15 protein-coding genes are annotated in these 19,257 nt (G+C 74.0%); 8 read left to right on the top strand and 7 right to left on the bottom strand.

Annotated features, from left to right (window positions below; all coding sequences use genetic code 11):
* Window positions 1-35 precede the first annotated feature (35 nt).
* Window positions 36-2,195, top strand: a complete 2,160-nt coding sequence (locus tag ACFSHS_RS07715) for an FAD-binding protein (protein ID WP_376873771.1) — start codon at window positions 36-38, stop codon at window positions 2,193-2,195.
* A gap of 141 nt (window positions 2,196-2,336) precedes the next feature.
* Here ACFSHS_RS07715 and ACFSHS_RS07710 read toward each other — a convergent pair whose 3' ends face one another.
* Window positions 2,337-3,101 (bottom strand): esterase/lipase family protein, encoded by a 765-nt coding sequence (locus tag ACFSHS_RS07710; RefSeq protein WP_376873769.1) that lies wholly within the window; start codon window positions 3,099-3,101, stop codon window positions 2,337-2,339.
* A 480-nt stretch (window positions 3,102-3,581) separates the two neighbouring features.
* Between ACFSHS_RS07710 and ACFSHS_RS07705 the strand changes: the two genes are divergently transcribed.
* Window positions 3,582-4,517, top strand: a complete 936-nt coding sequence (locus ACFSHS_RS07705; RefSeq protein WP_376873767.1) for a patatin-like phospholipase family protein — start codon at window positions 3,582-3,584, stop codon at window positions 4,515-4,517.
* Window positions 4,518-4,624: 107 nt separating this feature from the next.
* Here the strand turns inward: ACFSHS_RS07705 and ACFSHS_RS07700 are convergent, their stop codons facing one another.
* On the bottom strand, window positions 4,625-5,047 hold the full coding sequence (locus ACFSHS_RS07700) for a nuclear transport factor 2 family protein (protein ID WP_376873765.1): 423 nt from the start codon (window positions 5,045-5,047) through the stop codon (window positions 4,625-4,627).
* 102 nt (window positions 5,048-5,149) lie between these two features.
* On the bottom strand, window positions 5,150-6,037 hold the full coding sequence (locus ACFSHS_RS07695) for a helix-turn-helix domain-containing protein (protein WP_376873763.1): 888 nt from the start codon (window positions 6,035-6,037) through the stop codon (window positions 5,150-5,152).
* 500 nt (window positions 6,038-6,537) lie between these two features.
* On the opposite strand from ACFSHS_RS07695, the gene ACFSHS_RS07690 reads away from it, so the two are divergent.
* The gene (locus ACFSHS_RS07690) at window positions 6,538-7,347 is read left to right on the top strand and encodes a class I SAM-dependent methyltransferase (protein WP_376873761.1); all 810 of its coding nucleotides are present in this window, start codon (window positions 6,538-6,540) and stop codon (window positions 7,345-7,347) included.
* A gap of 352 nt (window positions 7,348-7,699) precedes the next feature.
* Here the strand turns inward: ACFSHS_RS07690 and ACFSHS_RS07685 are convergent, their stop codons facing one another.
* The 3 genes from ACFSHS_RS07685 to ACFSHS_RS07675 form a co-directional block, all read right to left on the bottom strand.
* Window positions 7,700-8,905, bottom strand: coding sequence for an NAD(P)/FAD-dependent oxidoreductase (locus tag ACFSHS_RS07685; RefSeq protein WP_376873759.1), 1,206 nt, complete (start codon window positions 8,903-8,905; stop codon window positions 7,700-7,702).
* A gap of 89 nt (window positions 8,906-8,994) precedes the next feature.
* Window positions 8,995-10,650, bottom strand: a complete 1,656-nt coding sequence (locus ACFSHS_RS07680; RefSeq protein ID WP_376873757.1) for a LuxR C-terminal-related transcriptional regulator — start codon at window positions 10,648-10,650, stop codon at window positions 8,995-8,997.
* A gap of 62 nt (window positions 10,651-10,712) precedes the next feature.
* Window positions 10,713-12,428 (bottom strand): LuxR C-terminal-related transcriptional regulator, encoded by a 1,716-nt coding sequence (locus ACFSHS_RS07675; protein WP_376873755.1) that lies wholly within the window; start codon window positions 12,426-12,428, stop codon window positions 10,713-10,715.
* A gap of 138 nt (window positions 12,429-12,566) precedes the next feature.
* On the opposite strand from ACFSHS_RS07675, the gene ACFSHS_RS07670 reads away from it, so the two are divergent.
* On the top strand, window positions 12,567-13,394 hold the full coding sequence (locus tag ACFSHS_RS07670) for a class I SAM-dependent methyltransferase (RefSeq protein WP_376873753.1): 828 nt from the start codon (window positions 12,567-12,569) through the stop codon (window positions 13,392-13,394).
* Window positions 13,395-13,901: 507 nt separating this feature from the next.
* Here ACFSHS_RS07670 and ACFSHS_RS07665 read toward each other — a convergent pair.
* Entirely contained in the window at window positions 13,902-14,321 is a 420-nt protein-coding gene (locus ACFSHS_RS07665; RefSeq protein WP_376873751.1) for a nuclear transport factor 2 family protein, read from the bottom strand.
* Between the two features lie 479 nt (window positions 14,322-14,800).
* Between ACFSHS_RS07665 and ACFSHS_RS07660 the strand changes: the two genes are divergently transcribed.
* The 4 genes from ACFSHS_RS07660 to ACFSHS_RS07645 are packed head-to-tail and all read left to right on the top strand — an operon-like array spanning window position 14,801 to window position 19,026.
* Window positions 14,801-15,463, top strand: coding sequence for an ArsR/SmtB family transcription factor (locus ACFSHS_RS07660; protein ID WP_376873749.1), 663 nt, complete (start codon window positions 14,801-14,803; stop codon window positions 15,461-15,463).
* A gap of 11 nt (window positions 15,464-15,474) precedes the next feature.
* Window positions 15,475-16,257, top strand: a complete 783-nt coding sequence (locus ACFSHS_RS07655; RefSeq protein ID WP_376873747.1) for a methyltransferase domain-containing protein — start codon at window positions 15,475-15,477, stop codon at window positions 16,255-16,257.
* A 10-nt stretch (window positions 16,258-16,267) separates the two neighbouring features.
* The gene (locus ACFSHS_RS07650; RefSeq protein WP_376873745.1) at window positions 16,268-17,683 is read left to right on the top strand and encodes an MBL fold metallo-hydrolase; all 1,416 of its coding nucleotides are present in this window, start codon (window positions 16,268-16,270) and stop codon (window positions 17,681-17,683) included.
* Window positions 17,680-19,026, top strand: coding sequence for an MFS transporter (locus ACFSHS_RS07645; RefSeq protein ID WP_376873743.1), 1,347 nt, complete (start codon window positions 17,680-17,682; stop codon window positions 19,024-19,026). The genes ACFSHS_RS07650 and ACFSHS_RS07645 overlap by 4 nt, the downstream gene beginning before the upstream one ends.
* The last annotated feature ends 231 nt before the right edge of the window (window positions 19,027-19,257 follow it).

The raw sequence follows: 19,257 nt of genomic DNA, 5'->3' as shown, positions 1-19,257 counted from the left end.
GATCGGTGTCCGGTCCCCGCGCCCACCGTTTCGGCGTGGACGACGGCGTAGCAGCCGCCCTCGCTGCCTCGAACCTCGCCCGGCTGCGCCGGCCCGCCCTCCAGCGGCTGCTGGCCGGGGCGCGGCGCGTCCGGGTGCCGGCCGGCTCGGTGACCCACCGGGAGGGCGAGACGGTGGAGTACCTGGAGCTCGTCGTCGACGGTCTCGTCCGGGTCTTCGTCACCGCGCCGGACGGTCGGAGCATGACCGTGCGCTACGCCCGGCGCGGCGCGCTCGTCGGCGTCGTGTCGCTCTACGCCGACGGGTTCCGGATGCCGGCGGGCACGCAGGCCGTCGTCGACACGACCGTGCTGCGCTTCTCCCCGGAGGTCGTGCGGCGGGCGGCTGCCGAGGACGCCCACGTGGCCGACGCGCTGCTGCACGAACTGGCCGACCGCGTGCTGAGCTTCATCCAGGAGATCACCGACAGCGCCTTCACCAGCGTCCGGCACCGGGTGGCCCGACACCTGCTGGACCTGGCGTCGCAGGAGTCGCGGACCGGTGCAGGAGCGCGCCCGGTGCTCAGGGTCCCGGTCAGCCAGCGGGAACTCGCCGACGCCGTGGGAAGCGTGCGGGAGGTGGTCGTGCGGACCCTGCGTGACCTGCGGCTGTCCGGGGTCATCAGCACCCACCGTGATCACATCGAGATCCTCGACCCGGTCCGGCTCAGCGGCGAGCAGAGTGGAACCAAGGTCCCTGACCGACAGCTCCGGGGACCCGACACTGCCGGCATGACCAGCACGATGGGAGCGAACGACATCCAGCCCCGGACGGCCGCGGCCGGCGACTCGGCCGTCGCAGCGCTCCGCGCCTCCTTCGAGGGACAGGTCATCGGCCCGGCGGACGACGGGTACGAGCAACACCGCCGCGTCTGGAACGGGTCCATCGACCGCCGTCCGGCCGTCATCGCGCGCTGCACCGACGTGGACGACGTCCGCACCGCCGTCCGCTTCGGACGGGATCACCAGCTGACCGTCGCCGTGAGGGGTGGTGGCCACAGCTTCCCGGGGCTGTCGACGTGCGATGGCGGCCTGCTGATCGACCTGCGCCCGATGAACCGGGTCCGCGTCGACCCGGACGCCCGGGTCGTCAGCGCCCAGGCCGGGGTCCTGCTGGGTGAAGTCGACGAGCGGACCCAGGAGCACGGCCTGGCCGTGCCGGCCGGGATCGTGTCGCACACCGGGCTGGCCGGACTCACCCTGGGCGGCGGGATCGGCTGGATCATGCGCAAGCACGGCCTCACCGTCGACTCCCTGCTGTCCGCCGACGTGGTGACCGCCGATGGGGAATTCGTCCGCGCCAGCGAGGACGAGAACGCCGATCTCTTCTGGGGACTGCGCGGGGGAGGCGGCAACTTCGGTGTGGTCACCGACTTCCGGTTCCGCCTCCACCCCCTGGGACCGCAGGTCATGGCCGGCGCGACCTTCTGGTCGATGGACACGGCGGCAGACGTGCTCCGCGCCTACCGGGACTGGATCTCCGAGTGCCCGGACGAGCTGATGACGATCGTCGTGCAGCGGCTGGCGCCCGCCCTGCCGGTCGTCCCGAAGGAGCTGGTCGGCCGGCCGGTCATCGCGGTCGCGGCCTGCTACGCCGGCGACATCGACGAGGGGGACGCGGTGCTGCGGCCGATGCGCGGCTTCGGGTCCCCGGTCCTCGACCTGTTCGCGCCCAAGCCCTTCACGGCCCACCAGCAGATGTTCGATCCGTCGTTCCCGCACGATTGCTGGTACTACGTCCGGTCCTGCGACGTCGCCGCGCTCACCGATGAGGTGATCGACGTCGTGGCCGAGCACGGCCGGCGCATCACCTCACCGATGAGCAGCATCGCGCTGTGGCAGATGGGCGGCGCGGTGGCCCGGGTGCCGGACGACGCGACCGCGTTCAACGGACGCTCCGCCGGGTTCACCTTCAACATCAACGGCAACACGCCCACCGCGGACGGGTTCGAGGACCAGCGGCAATGGGCCCGGAACTACTGGACGGCCCTCGCTCCCTTCCACACCGGGGTCTACGTCAACTTCCTGATGGAGGAGGGTGGCGGACGCGTCCGGCAGGCCTACGGCGATGCCAAGTACCAGCGCCTCGGTGCGCTCAAGCGCAAGTACGACCCGTCGAACCTCTTCCGGCTCAACCAGAACATCTCCCCGGGCTGAGCCGGGAGGAGCTCGCAGCACCGGTGGTCCCATGGTCCTGGCCGGCCACGACCGGGCCGCCGTCGCGATGGAGGTCTCGGGCCGGACCAGCGCACCAGGACGAGCGCGCGGACGACACCCGTCGAAGGCGACGCCCGGCGACTACCGGTCACCGGGGAAGAAGGGGCGGAGGGCCAGCGGCGACCGGAAGGGTTTCCAGGCCCCCTCGGGCATGCCGAGCCGGTCGGCCAGCAGCCACAGCACGGCCGGGTTGTGCGCCAGGCCGAGGTGACTGCCGCGCACTTCGACGTTCTCCCGTCGCGGCCGGGGCTCGTACGTGCACCACGACCAGTGGACGATCCCGTCAGCCCGGGTGTACACCGATGTCGCGGGCACCCGGAGCGAACCGCGCTCGGCCCACGGCCGGGGCAGCGTCGCCGCGCCGGAGGGCAGGTGGATCGTCCGGTCGACGATCCGCGACGCGGTCCGCAGCCACGGAGCTCCGCGGACCACCGGGCTGCCCAGGGTGACGATCCCGCGGACCTTTCCGGGAGCCGCTCTGGCCAGCTCCTGGGCGTACAGGCCGCCGAGACTCCAGCCGACCACGCTGACCCGCCGTCCCGAGTTCCGGTGCAGCTCGTGCAGTCGCGAGCGCAGCTCGCGGACGACGCGCACGGTGCTACCCCGATTGGTGCCGAGGCTCCAGCCGGACACGTTGTGGCCCAGCGCGCGCAGCACGTTCCGCAGCAGCAGCGTGGCGGGATCGCCGGTGAGCAGCCCGGGCAGGATCAGCACGGGGTGGCCGTCTCCGCGGCGTGCCGTCGTGAGCAGCGGCCAGGTCGCCAGGAGGGCGGCGAGGTCCAGTCCGGCCCGCGGCGCCTCGGTGGCGAGCCGCGCCCGGGAGGGAAGAGGGAGGGTCGGGGGCACCCGGACAGCATCCCCCGGCCGCCGTAGGGGCCGGCGAGCACGGCGGGCTGGTCGACGATCCCGGCCTGAGCCGACCCTCGGCGGCGCTGCGCTACCCGCCGGCCGGTCATGGCGTGTCCTCGACGCCGACCGCCACCTGCCTCCACCCGGCCCCTGCTCCTGCTCCCCGCCGACCAGGGCAGCTCCGCGAAGGCTGGGCCACACCTGCGGGCCCCGGGACCCACCGTCTCGGTGAGGTGCACTCCTGACACGTCACCGTCGTGGGGCGCATGGCCGGCGCGACGCCGATGACGGATCGCGTCATGCTGGGTGGGTTGCCGACGTGCCCTCGTCCCCGTCCTCGCGTGCTGGTGTTGCACGGCCGGCTGGGCGACCGAGACCCCCGGGGTGAGCAGATGGGTCATGACGGGACCAGCGGCCTCGGGGACCGGCGACGCGGCTGCGAGATGGCGGGTACTCGATGCGGGAGAGGCGGCACGGATGAGAAGGGTCGCGATCGCCTGTCAGGGCGGCGGCAGCCACACCGCGTTCACGGGTGGCGCGCTCCAGCGCCTGCTGGCCGACGGGGACCACGGAGTCGTGGCGCTGTCCGGAACCTCCGGGGGCGCGGTCTGCGCCCTGCTGGCCTGGTACGGCCTGCTGACCGGCGGGTCGGGTGAGGCCGGCCGGCTGCTGGAGCGCTTCTGGGAGGCGAATGCGGCCACCACGCTGAGCGGCAAGGCGGCGAACGCCTGGCTGGTCGGTCTGGCCCGGCTGGAGGGTCGGGTGTCGCTCCCGACGGTGAGCCCCTACGCCTACCCGGACGTCGCCGGTCCTTCCTTCACCGACCTGCTCACCCGCCACGTGGACGTCGATCGACTGGCCCGGCTGCAGGAGTCCCCGCCGGAGGACCAGCCGCTGCTGCTCGTCGGCGCCGTCGACGTGCTCACCGGGAACTTCACGGCCTTCTCCAGCCGGCGCGGGGAGATCACCGTGAACGCCGTACTGGCCTCGGCCGCCGTCCCGCTGCTCTTCCGCGCCGTCGAGGAGAAGGGCCGCTACTACTGGGACGGGTTGTTCAGCCAGAACCCGCCGGTGCGCGAACTGCCCGAGGCCGGCCCGGAGGAGATCTGGGTGATCCGGATCAACCCGCGTGGCCGGGCCACGGAGCCGAAGACGGTGGCCGACATCGCCGACCGGCGGAACGAACTGGCCGGCAACCTCTCGCTGGAGCAGGAGCTGTCCTTCATCCGCAAGGTGAACGAGTGGGCGGACCGTCTCGGCGATCCGTACCGGCGGATCGAGATCCGTGAGCTCGGGCTGGACCTCGAGCTGGACCTCGCCAGCAAGCTGGACCGCAGGCCGGCATTCCTCCGCCGGCTCTTCGACGCGGGGCGGGAGCGAGCCGAGAGCTTCCTGGCGGGGCTGCCCGGCTGACCCAGGGGGCGTCGGCACAGGTGCACACGATGGCGGCGCTGATCCTCGGAGTCGCGGCGGCCGGGCCGCCGGGACGTCCTCGACCCGGCAGCCCGGCCGCTCCGGGGTCAGACGCGTGCGGGCTCCGCGCCGGCGGGCGCGGCGTCGAGCGCCTGTCGCATCGCCGCGGTGTCGATGTAGGACTCGAACCGGTGGACCCGCCCGTCGCGCACCGTCCACACGTGGGTCTCGGCCACGTCGAACGGTGCACCGTTCGACCTCACCGTCCCGCGCGTGCGCCCGTGCTGGACGACGTGGCCGTCGCCGTCGTCCAGCAGCGACTGCGTCTCCGGGTGGGAGTCGAGGTGCGTGACGAGAACGGTCAGGAAACGCTCGAGCCCGGCGTGCCCGCGATGGTCCCCGCCCCACGGAAGGGCCGGCGACTGGTACACGGTCGCGTCCGGGTCGAAGAGAGCCATGACGGTCTCGAGGTCACTCCGGTCGAAGGCCTCGTACACCGCACGGACGACGGCGGTGGGATCTCGGTGCACTTCGGTGTCCTCTCTCTCGACGGTACGTGCACGTCGAGTCTCGGGCGGCCGCGCTCGTGGGTCTTGCTCCGGCTTGCGCACCGGTCGTCGGTTCCTGCGGTCTCACCGGGAACGGCGGATCTCTCCCGGCGTCATGCCGAACTGGCGCTTGACGTGCCGGGACAGGTGGCTCTGATCGGCGAAGCCGGACAGCTGTGCGATGTGATCGAGGGGCAGGCCGGAGGTGAGGAGGAGCGCTTGTGCCCGCGCGGTGCGGCGCTGGACGACGTACTGGTGCGGGCTGGCACCGACCGAGTTCCGGAACGACCTGGCGAAGTGGAAGGGGCTGAGGTGGACCAGCGCCGCCAGGTCCTCCAGTCGCAGGGGCGAGTCGAGGTTCTCCTCGACGTGTCGCAGGACGCGCTGAACCTGCGTGCCGGTCAGGCGCGGGCGGGCCGCCGCCGTCCGCTCCCGGACGCCCCGTGCGGCCGCCGAGTGCTCGGCAGCCAGTGCCACGGCCAGGGCATGCCCAAGGGCCGCGAGCGACAGCCGGCCCAGGTCGGTGTCGTCCGCCAGCCGCAGGTGCATGAGCCGGCCGACCTGCGAGACGGCCGCCGAGCGGACCCCCAGCGCAGGAACCAGGTCGGTGGCGCCACTGAAGCCGCCCGCCTCGAGCACGCTCGCCAGCGCCTCGGGCGCCACGCGCACGACGAGGGACCGGACCTGCTGCGGGGAGCCGTCGACCGAGCGGACCGACAGCGTCATGCCCGCGGGGACCACCGCGACGTCCCCCGGCGCCCCGGGTGTGCGCCGCCAGCCATCGCCCAGGGACTCCTCCAGCCGGTAGGGCGGACCCACGTTGACGAGGACGGCGTGGTCCGGCAGGGCGGGCAGGGCGAGCTCGGTCACCATCGAGGACACGCCGTCGACCGAGAGCCCTCGAGCGAGTGCGATCCCGGTTCCGGGTGACAGCACGGCGGTGGCCTGCTCCGACGTCTCCTCGTCCCTCACGGCGGAACCCCCGATGCGCGAGCTTGCTGGAGTGCGGCTCTCGTGGGGATGGTGGGGCCACTATCCGGTTGGTACAAGCCGTTGTCCGTGCGAGCCGTGCGACGACGGGCCGGCGGGGAGAGCCCCAGGGGTAGCCACCGTTCCGCCCCGAGGCTGAACCGTGCGCCGATGCCGACCACCGTGGCGAACACGCCACCGTGGTCGGTCTCGGCACGGGACTTCGCGGCCCCAGCGGCTGACGCGCCACCAGCACGGTGGAGCTGCGCCTCACCTCCGCGGGCGTCTCGTTGCCGAGGGACCGTCGTGCAGGGAAGCACCTCGGGGGCCGGGCAGCGGGTTCGTCGAGAGCCCTGGTGGCTGGACGAGGATGCACCGAGCGCGGGAAGTGCGTTCCGCGGCTCCCCGCCGTCGCGCGCACACCGCACGACACCGGATCCCGCGGCTAACCTGCGGGCCGTGCGCTCCGTCCGTGGCCGGTCGATCCCGGGCGTCCGGACCCGGTGAACGCGCCGTCCGGAGCAGTGGAGGGGGCGGGCAGGGTCCGGTCCGCCTCGGGGTACGAGCGGCGCATCGGCCGGTACAGCATGCCGCTCGGCGTCGCCTTCGCCGAAGCTCTGGGCGTGCGGGCGGGGCAGCGGATCCTCGACGTGGGGTGCGGCAGCGGCGCGCTGACCGTGGCCCTGGTGACCCGCTGCGGCACCCGTGGGGTGGTCGGGGTGGACCCGGAGGAGGCCGGACTGCGCTCGTGCGCCGGCCGGGCGCCGGGGGTCGCGCTGCTGCGGGGTGTCGCGGAACGCCTTCCCCTGGCTTCGCGGGCCTTCGACGTCGTCGCCGCCCAGCTGGTCCTGGGGCTCGTGGACGACCCCGCGGCCGCTCTGGCCGAGATGCGCCGCGTGTGCCGGCCCGGCGGGACGGTCGCCGGGTGCGTATGGGACTTCGCCGGCGGCATGACGGTGCTGCGGGCCTTCTGGGACGCGGCCGTCGAGGTGGCGCCGTCGGCCACCGAGCACGACCAGGCCCGCGCCCAACGCCTCACCGATCCGTCGTCGCTGGCCGCTGCGTGGCATGCCGCGGGGCTGACCGGGGTCGCCGCGGAGCCGATCGTCGTCTCGGCGACCTACGCCGACCTCGAGGACCTGTGGCAGCCGTTGACCGTGCCCGACGGTGGACCGGGCCGATTCCTGGCGCTGCTGACCGCTGCGGAGCGGGAGCAGATCCGCGGCGGTCTCGTCGGGCGGCTCGGGCACCCAGCGGGGCCGTTCTCGCTGACCGCCCGGGCCTGGTCTGTCCGGGGCACCGTCCCGGCGTGACCAGGCACGGACCGCAGCGCCCGCCGGGCTCCTGACCTCGTCGGCGGGCGGGCGCTGCTGCGGCTCCACCCACGGTTGGCCGTGCGGCACGCGGCGAGGCGAACAGCGTCCGCTGTGGCGTGGGACGGCGTCGGTGCTGCCGGCGCAGGCCTGTCCGCGCCCACCGCCGTCGCTGCCCGCAGTGCACCGGCACCCTGCCGAGTCATCAGCGGGATGGCGTACCGGTGAGGGGCGGAGCTGAGCGACTGGGCCACGCGAGCGCAACCTTCACCCTCGTCATGGACCGGTGCGGAAGGCCCGCACCGTCGGCGGGATGTCCCGGGTTCGTCGCACGCGCGTCGAGGAGGCGGGATCACCCCACCGCGGACCGGAGCCGTCCCACGTTCTGGGGGCTGAAGAACTCCGCCGGGGACACGGTTGCCGCGACCACGCCGGCGAACATGTCCATCGCGTCCGGGTTGCCGGCCGCCGACGCCAGCAGCGACGCCACCTCGGGTGGCGGTGGCGCGAGGGTCGCCAGCTGGGTGGTGAACTCGTAGACCGGCAGCACGGTCGCGTCCCGGGTCATCTGGTAGTCCGACATCGCGTCCTCGAAGGAGCGGCGTCCCTGCAGGACGTCGTCGAGCGCCCGCGCGCACACCTCGGCGTCACGGAAGGCGTCGGAGATCCCCTGGGCGGTGATGGGGTCGCGGTCGTAGCCGGCATCGCCGACCAACGCCCAACCCGGGCCGTACGGCTTGCGCAGGTAGTTGCTCACCCCGCCGCCGCGGAACGGCTCGACCCGCGTGGCGGCATGCACCTGCTCGGCGAACTCCGGGGCGAGCTCCAGGGTGGCGAGGTAGTTGGTCTCGACGTCCCTCTTGTAGGCACGTACGTCCGCGTAGGGCCAGCCGACGACGACGAGCGTCAGGCCGTCGTTGGTGGGGATGGCAGCCCATCCGCGGTCCGGCCGGACGTACGCGTCGAACCCGTCGACCGGCAGGTCGCGCCAGTACGTGTAGTACCCGTACTGCAGCTTGGGCTTGTCGAGGTACTGCCCCGCCCGGACAGCCCGGGCGACCCGGGAGTTGCGGCCGTCGGCCCCGACCACGACCCGGGCTCGTTCTGCCACCCGCCGCCCGTCCGGGCCGGAGCCGGCGACCCCCACGACCGCCCCGTCCTCCACGAGCACGTCGTGCACCGAGAACTCCTCGCGCAGTTGCACGCCGGAGGCCACCGCGGCGTCGACCAGGATGCTGTCGAGCAGGTAGCGACGGGGGGCGTACCCCGCCGAGAGGCCGTCCACCGGCGGCGGGGTGCCCTCCAGCCTGAAGTGCCCGAAGTCGAAGCGGTAGGTCGCCAGCGGCGGGCAGCCGGTGGAGATCACGGCGTCCAGCAGCCCCCAGCGTCGCAGCGCGGCGACGCCGGGTGCGTGGATCACGTGCGTGGAGATGGTGTCGCTCGGGAAGGTCGCCCGGTCCACGAGCAGCACTCGGTGGCCGGCGCGGGCCAGGAGCATCGCGGTGGGTGCTCCGGCGCAGCGTGCACCGACGACGATGGCGTCGAAGTGGGGTCCCATGACCATCCTCCCAAGGTGAGGCGATGGTCGGAGGATCGGGGGAGCGGGGGCGGCGCGGATCGGTGAACTCACCTATCCGGCACCTGGGATCACAGGGTGGTGGAGACCCCGGCGCGGACGGCGTAGCCGGCCGCCTCGGCGCGGCTCCGCAGGCCCAGCTTGGCCAGCACGTTGGCGACGTGGTGCTCCGCTGTCTTGCGGCTGATGAACAGGCGCGTGGCGATCTCGGGGTTGGACAGCCCGTGGCCCAGCAGCTCCAGCACCTCCGCCTCCCGGCGCGTCAGCGGGCCCGTGGCGCGCGACGGCGCCGGTCCACGTACGCCCAGTTCGCGCAGCAGTGCGGCCGCCGCATCGGCGTCGCGGTCGGCGCGCAGTTCCCGGAAGGTCTCCAGGGCGGCCTTCGCCTCGGTGCGGGCCACCTCGGCGCGGTGTTCCCGCAGTGCCCGGGCGAGAGCCAGCCGGCAGCGGGCCACCTCCATCGGCAGCTGCGCACGGGTGAACCCGGTGAGTGCCTCGCGCAGGCAGTCGCACGGATCCGTGCCCTCGTGCAGGCAGACCAGCCCTCGCGCCAGCGCGGCCGTGGCCGTCAGGTAGGGGACAGGATGCCGGCGCGCGCAGCGCGCGACCTCCTCGGCGGCTCCCTGCGCCGCATCCAGCCGCTCGGCCGCCAGGTGCACCTCCACGAGCAACGCCCAGAGGGGTGCGGCCTCCGTGCTGTGCGGCGCGACCTGGGTCAGCGCGCGGGTCAGGACGTCCGCGGCCAGCTCGGTCCGGCCGGCGGCGAGGTGGACGGCGGCGAGGGGCGGTGCCGACTCCGGCGTGACGTCGTCGGCGACGTCGGTGAGTAGCTGCGCGGCCTCCTCGAACCTGCCCTGCCGGACGCGCAGCGCGGCAAGGCGCACCAGCGCGCCGAGCCGGAGCCCGGACCGCTTTCCGACCCCCCACAGCCGTACCGCCTCGGTCAGGGCGGTCTCGGCCTCCGACCACCGGCCGGCCTTGGTGAGGACGCCGCCGTAGTGGGTCCGGCAGAAGGCGGAGACCGTGGGCAGCCGGCGCCGCTGAGCGATCGCCTCGCCCACCCGGATCCACTCGTCCGCGCGCTGGACGTCGTGCGCGTACTCGCACGCGGAGAACAGCTGGCAGAAGATCTCCTCCAGGACGCAGAAGTCGCCGACCTCGTCACCGGCCACCGCCGCGAGCGCCTCGTCGAGCAGTGCCATGCCCTCGGCCGTCCGGTCGCCGTGGACCAGGGAGGCACCGAGGTAGGCCAGGGTCACGAACTCCAGGTCCCGGTCGCCGTACCGCCGTGCGGCCTCGAGGGCCTCCCGGTACAGCCCTTCCTTGCGGGCCCGGTCGTTCTCGAACATGCCCAGGTCGAGGGCGACCCAGCCCGCCTCGCGCGACCCCGGCACGCCGGCCAGCAGGGTCTGCGCCCGGGCGAGCCAGCCCCGGCCGACCGCCTGTTCGCCCAGGACCATCAGATGGATGGGCGCGACCGTGCGGGCCACCCGGACCGCGTCGACGCAGTCACCCGATGCGCGGTACGCCGCGTAGGCCTCGCGCCAGTGCTCGGCCGCGCCGCGGAAGTCGAGGTCCAGGTAGGCGGCCTGGGCGAGCACCTCACGGACTGCGCCGGGGAACGCTTCGACGTCGGCATCCCGGATCAGGCGGCGCGCGGTCCCCGCGTCGCCCCTGCGCAACGCCTCGCGGCTCCGCTCGAGTGCGTCCGACGCCGGGTCGGTCACACGCTGATGGTGCCACCCGGAGCCGTCCGGCCGGGAGTCCGCGGGACGGGGACCTGCGGAGCTCAGGACCGATCAGGCGCAGAGGTGCCGGCCGACCGGACGGAGCTGCCGACGCGAGCCCAGCTCGTGACGCCCCGCCGCACGAGGAACGCCGCCACCTCGGCGCGGGAGGAGAGGCCGAGCTTGGCCAGGATGTTGGCCACGTGGTGCTCGGCGGTGCGCGGGCTGATCACCAGCCGGGCGGCGATGTCGGCATTGGATGCCCCCTCGGCCAGCAGCGCCAGCACCTCCCGTTCCCGGTCGGTGAGCGCGTCCGGGGTGCCGTGGGCACGCCGGGGCCGGCACCGGGCCCTGTCACCCAGCTGCCGCAGCAGCGCCATCGCCTCGTCGGCGGGCCGGGGGGCACCGAGTTCGAGGAAGCACTCCAGCGCCGCACGGGCCTCGGCGCGGGCGACCTCCGGCTGTCTCTCCGCCAGCGCGCGGGCGAGCTCCAGCCGGGCGCGGGCCCGTTCGCCGGGCAGGTCGGCCTCGGTGAAGGCGGCGGCGGCCGCATCCGCGGCGGCGGCCGCATCCTCCGAGCCGTCGCTCGAGGCCAGCCGGGCGCGGGCCAGCGCCGCCATCCCGCGCACCGAGGCCAGTCGGGTCGTCGTGGCCAGCCAGTCGAGGCGGTCGGCGGCGCTCCGGGCCGAATCCACGTCGCCGGTCGCCAGGGCGGCGTCGACGAGTACAGAGAGCAGCGGTACCGCCCGGACGTCGAGCGGCCGGCGGGCGAGGGCCCGCTCGGCCAGCGACCGGGCCAGTGGAGCTTCGCCGAGCGCCAGATGCAGCAACGCCTGAGGGAGAGACGCCTCGGGGCGGCCGGCGAAGTCGTCGAGCAGCCGGCCGGCCTCGGCCAGCCGTCCCTGGCGCACACGGAGCTCGGCCAGCCGGAGCAGTGGTTCGGCACGGGTGCCCACGTAGCTGCCGTCGTAGATGCGCAGCGACTCGAGCAGCTCGCGCTCGGCCGCCTCCCACCGGCCGGCGGCGCAGAGCAGCCCGCCGTAGTGCATCCGGCAGATCGCCGCGATCGGCAGCTCGCCGGTGCGGTCGACGTAGCGGTCGACGGCGTGCAGCCAGCCCTCGGCCCGGCGCACGTCCCGCGCGAGCTCGCAGGAGGAGAGGAGCGCGCAGTAGATCTCCCCGGCCGCCCAGGGGTCGGACACCACGCCGGAGGCGACGGCCGCGAACGCCTCGTCGATCAACCGCATCCCGGACGGCACCTCACCGCGCTCCACGAGCGCCTTCCCCGAGTAGGCCAGGGCGTCGAACTCCAGGCCGGTCTCGCCGAAGCGCTGACCGGTGCGCCGCGCGCTCTCGGCGAGCCGCTCCCGCTCGTCCGGGTCGTCGGTCACCGCCGCGAGGAAGAGGTCCACCCACCCGCGCTCGGGGCAGTCGGGGCACTGCTCGAGCAGCCGTTGCGCCGAGGCGAGCCAGCCGCCGACCACGGCTCCGTCACCGTCGATCAGCCCATGGAGCATGGCCAGCCGGATGGCCACGAGGGCGGCTGCGCGCCGGTCCCCGTCCCGCCGGTAGCTCGCGAAGGCCCGCGCGCGCAGGGCCAGGGCACGGCGGTAGTCGCCCAGCCAGTACAGCGCCTGGCCGAGGCCGTCGACCGCTGCGGCCGGACCGTCGGCGTCGCCGCCGCCGGCCTGTTCGAAGCAGGCGCGAGCGGTGCTCCAGTCGCAGCCGAGCAGGGCGGCACGTCCCCGCTCGAGCAGTTCGGGAACGCCGACTGCCACGTGCCGAGGATGGCACCGGACACGCCGCCCGGGAACCCGCACGGACGGGTGCCCCGACCCGTATTTCCACCCATGCCGGGGTGCCGCCGACGGGGGGAGCATTCGGCAGGGTCCACCACCACGGAAAGGCAGATTCCGATGACCACGACCCTCGCGCCCCGCGCCGGGTGGCAGCTCGACGAGGCCGGCGCCGAGTCCTACGAGGCGGTGCTCGTTCCCGCCCTCCTCGGCCCGTGGGCCGAGGACCTGGTGGATGCCGTCGGCGTGCGCCGCGGCCACCGGGTGCTCGACGTCGGCACCGGCACGGGCGCCGTCGCCCGTGCTGCCGCCCGCCGGACCGGCGAGGTCGGCGAGGTGACCGGCGTCGACATCAACCCGCACATGCTGGCCGTCGCCCGGCGGGTCAGCGCCGGCACCGTCCCGACCATCCGTTACGACGTCGCGGCGGCCGACGCGCTCCCGCTGCACGACGGCGCCGCCGACGTGGTGCTGTGCCAGCAGGCGCTGCAGTTCGTCCCCGACCCGTCCGCCGCCCTCGCGGAGATGCACCGGGTGTGCGCGCCGGGCGGGAGGATGGGTGTCGCCACCTGCCGCGGCCTCGAGCACCAGCCCGGATACCGCGTCCTGACCGAGGTGCTCGCGCGGCACGTGGGCCAGGAGGCCGCCGACGTGATCCGCACGCCGTACTCGCTGGGCGACACTGCTCAGCTGCGCGGGCTGGTCACCGGCGCGGGCTTCACCGGCGCCCGCGCCCGCATCGTCGTCTCGGCCTGCCGGGTGCCCTCGGCCGAAGCGCTCCTGCGGGGGGAGACCGCGAGTTCGCCCCTCGGCGACGTCCTGGACCGGCTCGATGCGAACGCCGGGGCGGCCCTGGTCGCCGATCTCACCGCCGCCCTGGCCGGGCACACCGACGACGACGGCGTGGTCTTCCCGTTCGAGACGATCGTGGTGACCGCGGACCGGTGATCGCCGTGTCGGGCGGCCACAGCTGTCCCGGGCGCGCGGCGCCTGCCTCCTGGACCAGGCATCCGGCCGTGCCGTCGGGACGCGCACGACGCCCCGCCGTCGGACGGCGGCCTGCTGCGCAGCGGACACCAGCCGGACCGACGGTCGCCAGCAAGTGATCAGCGGAGCGCCGCGGGTCCCGCCGGCCGCACGTGTTCCCGCCGGGCGCCCAGCCCGTCGCGCCGATCCGCGGACGGCGCTGAGCTGGTGCTCCGCCTCGGGGAGGGGCTGGGTGCACGGTCGCTCGCGGCCATGTGGGAGTTCGAGGTCGTCGGACACCGAAACGGCAGCGCCGTCCGGGTGACCTGCGTCGAGGGCGTCGTGCGGACGACGGTGCTCCCGCTCTCGGCGGCAGGCAACGCCTTCCGGCTCCGGTGGCGCCGCGACGCGCATGTCGGGCTGCCGTCCGCGCACCGGTCAGAATGTGCACGGACGGAGGCGGATGAGCCCGGCGGTCCCAGGACGACCTCACGCGGGGGCCGGCAGGACCGACAGGTGCTCGTGGGCGATCTTCCAGTCGCCGGCGTCGTCCACCATGACAGCGGTGGTGCGCACCGTTCCGCTCGATCGATCGTCGCCGACCGACGCCTCGTAGGCGAACAGACCGGTGACCACCGCCACCGCACCGAAGAGGTCGATCTTCACGTCCTCGAAGGCGCCACGGATCTCGTCGAGTGCCTGGAACTCGGCCGCTTCGGCGGACATCGCCGTGGCGAAGTCCTGGCGTTCCAGCGGCGGCGAGTCGTTGAACTTGGTGAACCTCGGGCTGTCGAGGTGGTAGCTCGCCAGCCGCTGGACGTCGCCGGCATGCACGGCGTCCAGGATGTCGACGAGCCGGTGCTCGATCGCGCGGCGGGCATCGTCGTCGCGCTGCGCCTTGCTCTCCACGGTGATCTCCTCTCCGAGACGGGTCCTCTCCGTGCCGCCGGGCAGCCTTGTTGCGTGCCGCGGACGAGGCGGGTGGATCGCACCCGCGCGCGTTCACCGGTAGCGGCAGGAGTCCGAGGATGCGTCCCCTCCCTGCAGCCGGCTGGTGTGCCCGCCGGCCGCGGAAGCCGTGCCGTGAGGGAAGAAGCGCTCATCGACGCTCACCCCCCGGACTCCGGTAGGAGGTCGGGTCGGTGACCGTCATCGGTCCCCCTCGTAGGAACGGCTCGCGGGCCCTGCGCCGCGTGGGTCGGGCGAGACGGTGGTGGGCGGGACGCGGGTACGCCCGGAGCTGCCCCCGAGGAACCGACACCCGGCACGCCGGTGGATGCCGCCATGCTCCCGCTGCGGTCCCGCGATCGGAAGACCTCCGGCGCCTGTTTGTCGAGCGATCAAACGAGCACTTGACAAGGGCGCGTGGGAGGTCGACGCTCCGGTTCGTGGGCAGCCGTGCCGCCAAGGAATCCCTCTTCGACGCTTTCGCCGAGGCCGCGCGCGCTCTGGCCAGCGGCCGGCGCGCCGAGCTCGTCGACGTCCTCGCCCAGGGGGAGCGGTCGGTCGAGGAACTCGCCGGCGAGGTGGGGCAGAGCCTGGCGAACACCTCCCACCACCTGCGCACCCTCGCCCGTGCGGGGCTGGTGGACACTCGTCGGGACGGCACGCGGATCTACTACCGGCTCGCCGGTGAACGCGTCGCCGAGCTGTGGGCGGCCATGCGGGACGTCGCCGTGGCGCACGTCGCGGGCATCGACCGGCTGGCCGAGGGCTACCTGGGCGACCGGAGCGCACTGTCCACCGTCGACCGGCAGGAACTGGCCGGTCTCGTCGCGGCCGGCGAGGTGATCGTCCTCGACGTCCGGCCGCCCGCCGAGTACGCCGCCGGGCACATCCCCGGGGCTCGATCCGTGCCGCCCGACGAGGTGTTGGGCCAACTCGGCGGCCTGCCGACGGACACCGAGATCGTCGCCTACTGCCGCGGCCCGTACTGCGTCTACGCGGACGAGGCCGTGCGTGAGCTGAGCCGCCACGGTTACCGCGCCCGGCGGCTGGAGGACGGATTCCCGGAATGGAGACGAGCCGGCCTGCCGGTGGCCGTCGGGTAGCGGAGGTTGCCATGTCCACGACGTCCGACGTCCTCGTCGATGCCGTAGCACTTCGGGACCAGGTGCGGGAGAAGTACCGCGCGGTCGCGACCGATCCGGCCGGCCACTTCCATTTCCACACCGGCCGGGACCTGGCTCGACGGCTCGGCTACGACCCCGACGCCGTCTCTGGCCTGCCCGACCGCGCCGTCGAGTCGTTCGCCGGTGTGGCCAACCCCTTTCTGCTCCGCCGGCCGGCTCCCGGGGAACGCGTCGTCGACGTCGGCTCCGGGGCCGGCTTCGACTCCTTCCTCGCCGCGCAGCAGGTCGGCCCGGACGGGCATGTCATCGGCGTCGACATGACCCCGGAGATGCTCGACAAGGCGAGGACGACCGCCGCGGAACTGCGGCTGGAGAACGTCGAGTTCCGCGCGGGCCTGGCGGAGGCGCTGCCCGTGGACGACGGCTGGGCCGACGTCGTCATCTCCAACGGCGTGATCAACCTCTGCGCCGACAAGCGCGCCGTGCTCACCGAGATCTGCCGCGTGCTCAAGCCCGGTGGCTGGCTGCAGTTCGCCGACATCGCCAACGGGCGCCCGGTGCCCGAGGGGGCGCTGCGGGACATCGACCTGTGGACCGGCTGGATAGCCGGCGGGCTGCCCCGTGCGGGCTGGCAGAAGATCCTGACCGACGTCGGTTTCGCCCACGTCGTCATCGGTGAGCCGGTGGACACCTTCGGCGGCGCCGCGGGGGAGACGAAGGCGCGGGCCTACGAGGTGTACGGCTATCCCTTCCTGGCCCGGAAACCGCTCTGAGGAGGCGGTCGTGAGCAGCGTGGACCACGGCGTCGAGGCGGTGACCGTGACGATCGACGTGACACCCCTGGTCGACGAGGGGCTGGGCAACAGCGCCTACCTGGTGGACCTCGGGGACGGCCGGGGCCTGGTGGTGGACGCCAGTCGGGACCTCCGCGCCGTGCGCGCCGCCGCGGAACGGCAGGGACTGGACGTCGCCTACGCGGTCGACACCCACCTGCACGCGGACTTCCTCACCGGGGCCCTCCAGCTGGCCGCCGACGACGGCGCCCAGGTGATCGCCTCCGCCCGGGGTCACCGGCAGTTCCCGCACGTCGGACTGGACGACGGCGACGAGGTCGACCTCGGCGGGCTCCGGCTGCGCGCCCTCTTCACGCCGGGGCACACCGACGAGCACCTGGCCTACCTGCTGCTGGACGGGCAGATCCCGGTGGGGGTGTTCAGCGGTGGGTCCCTCATCGTCGGATCAGCTGCCCGAACGGACCTGCTCGGCGCCGACCGCACCGACGAGCTGGCTCGCGCCCAGTACCGGTCGCTGCATCGGCTGGCCACCCTGGCCGACGACGTCGCCGTGTGGCCCACGCACGGCGCCGGATCGTTCTGCTCTGCGCCGGCGGGGGCCCGGCGCACCACGACCATCGGCGCGGAGAAGGCGGGCAACCCGCTGCTCGCCGCCCCCGACGAGGACGCGTTCGTGGCGACGCTGCTCGGCTCGCTGGGCAGCTACCCGGACTACTTCTCCCGGCTCGCCGAGCTGAACCGCCGGGGGCCCGGCGTCCTGGACGCCGAGTCCACAGGCCGGCTGACCCCGCTCCCGGTTCCGGCCGTGGACCGTCTCCGGGACAGCGGCGCCGTGGTCGTCGACGTCCGGCCGGTGCCCGACTTCTCGGCCGGGCACGTCCCCGGCGCTCTGTCGATCCCGCTGCGTCCGCAGTTCGCCACGTGGCTCGGCTGGCTGGTGCCGCCCGGCACCCCGCTGGTCGTCGTGCGCAATCCGGATCAGGACCCCGGGGAGGTCGCCTGGCAGGCGCGCAAGGTGGGCTACGACGAGCTCGCCGGCGAACTCGCCGGAGGCATGGACGCCTGGCGTGAGGCGGGTTCGCCGATCCGGAGCGTCCCGTTGGTCACCGCCGAGCAGTTGCCGGACATCAGTGCCGACGAGCCGGAGATCCTCGACGTCCGGCAGGACAGCGAGTTCCGGTCCGGTCACGTCCCCGGGGCCCGGCACGTCGAGCTCGGCGCCCTCGCACACCGGGCGGACCGGTTGCCCGATCGACCGACGGTCGTGATGTGCGGGCACGGGGAGCGGGCGATGGGCGCGGCCAGCCTGCTGGCGCGGGCGGGCAGGTCTCAGGTGTCCGTCCTGGCCGGCGGACCGCAGGACTGGTCGACCGCCACGGCGCGGCCGCTGGTCACCGGCGGGTGAGCGACAGCGGGAGCGCCCCGGAGGTTGGGGAGGGGGCCGCCGCTCGCACGGCCGCGAGGGAACGGCCGCTCCACCTCGGGCTGCGGCAGAACGCCGCCCAGTTCACGCTCCTGGTCGCGGTCAACGCGCTGGTCGGCGGGATGCTCGGCCAGGAGCGCACGGTCCTTCCGTTGCTGGCCGAGCGCGAGTTCGGCCTGACCGCGTACACCGCCGTCCTCACCTACATCCTCGCGTTCGGGCTGGCCAAGGCGGTCACCAACTATCTGGCCGGCGCCTGGTCGGACCGGTACGGGCGCAAGCCGGTGCTGGTCGCGGGATGGGTCGTGGCCGTGCCGGTGCCGCTGCTGCTGATCTGGGCGCCGTCCTGGGGCTGGGTCGTGGCCGCCAACGTGCTGCTCGGCATCAGCCAGGGGCTGACCTGGTCGACCGCCGTGATCATGAAGATCGACCTCGTCGGACCCGCGCGCCGCGGCCTGGCGACGGGGTTCAACGAGGCCGCGGGCTACCTCGCCGTCGCCGCGACCGCGTTGGCCACCGGCTACCTGGCCGGGGCCTCCGGGCTGCGGCCGGAGCCGTTCTTCCTCGGCATCGCCTACGCCGCGCTCGGGTTGGGCCTGTCGACCCTCGCCGTCCGGGAGACCCGCCAGCACGCCCGCCTGGAGGCCGGGACGCACACGTCGCGCGCCGACGGCCGGCACGACCACCTGCACGAGGAGCTCAGCCAGCGGCAGGTGTTCGTCCAGACCAGCTTCCGGGAGCCCGCGCTGTCCTCGGCCAGCCAGGCGGGCCTGGTCAACAACCTCAACGACGGGCTGGCCTGGGGGCTGTTCCCGGTGCTGTACGCCGGCGCAGGGCTCGGCGTCGGCCGCATCGGCGTGCTGGCCGCCCTCTATCCGGCCGTGTGGGGCCTGGGCCAGTTGGTCACGGGTGCGCTGTCGGACCGCTGGGGGCGCAAGCCGTTCATCGTCGGCGGCATGCTGCTGCAGGCCGCGGCACTGGCGCTGGTCGCCGTCGGCGACGCGTTCGCTGTCTGGGCGGTGGCCGCCGTCCTGCTCGGCGCGGGTACCGCGATGGTCTACCCCACACTCCTGGCCGCGATCGGGGACGTCGCCCACCCGGGCTGGCGCGCCAGTTCCGTGGGCATCTACCGACTGTGGCGGGACGGCGGGTTCGCCGTCGGCGCCCTGCTGGCCGGCGTCCTGGCCGACCTCTACGGCATCCGGGCCGCGGTCTGGTTCGTCGCAGCCCTCACCGCCGTCTCCGGCGCGGTGGTCGCGATCCGGATGTACGAGACGCACCAGCGCGGACCGGGCCCGCGCCGCCGGGCCGGGCCGGCCGGATGATGCCGCGGTATGCCCCGCCGGCGTCGGGGGCGTCGCCGGTCCGGTGAGCCGTACCGCAGGGCGGAGCACGGACCGCACAGCTCCCCGTGGGGCCCCATCGCGAGGGGCGATCCACTGCATACGCACACGGCTCCCGCGGTGAGTTGATCACGAGCCGTGGTCACGAGGGCGTCACCCGTAGACGTCGGCGGGTGCCAGCTGCGGGCGACCCGGACGAGCGCCTCGTCGTCG

Source organism: Blastococcus deserti, assembly GCF_042682525.1.
GTDB classification, from domain to species: Bacteria; Actinomycetota; Actinomycetes; order Mycobacteriales; family Geodermatophilaceae; genus Blastococcus_B; species Blastococcus_B deserti.
This window is presented reverse-complemented; position numbering and strand designations above follow the sequence as displayed.

What these genes read in the sequence shown, in the direction of transcription:
- ACFSHS_RS07705 (WP_376873767.1), top strand. Translation starts at nt 3,582, where the DNA reads ATGAGAAGGGTCGCGATCGCCTGTCAGGGCGGCGGCAGCCACACCGCG.
- ACFSHS_RS07685 (WP_376873759.1), bottom strand. Translation starts at nt 8,905, where the DNA reads ATGGGACCCCACTTCGACGCCATCGTCGTCGGTGCACGCTGCGCCGGA.
- ACFSHS_RS07655 (WP_376873747.1), top strand. Translation starts at nt 15,475, where the DNA reads ATGTCCACGACGTCCGACGTCCTCGTCGATGCCGTAGCACTTCGGGAC.
- ACFSHS_RS07670 (WP_376873753.1), top strand. Translation starts at nt 12,567, where the DNA reads ATGACCACGACCCTCGCGCCCCGCGCCGGGTGGCAGCTCGACGAGGCC.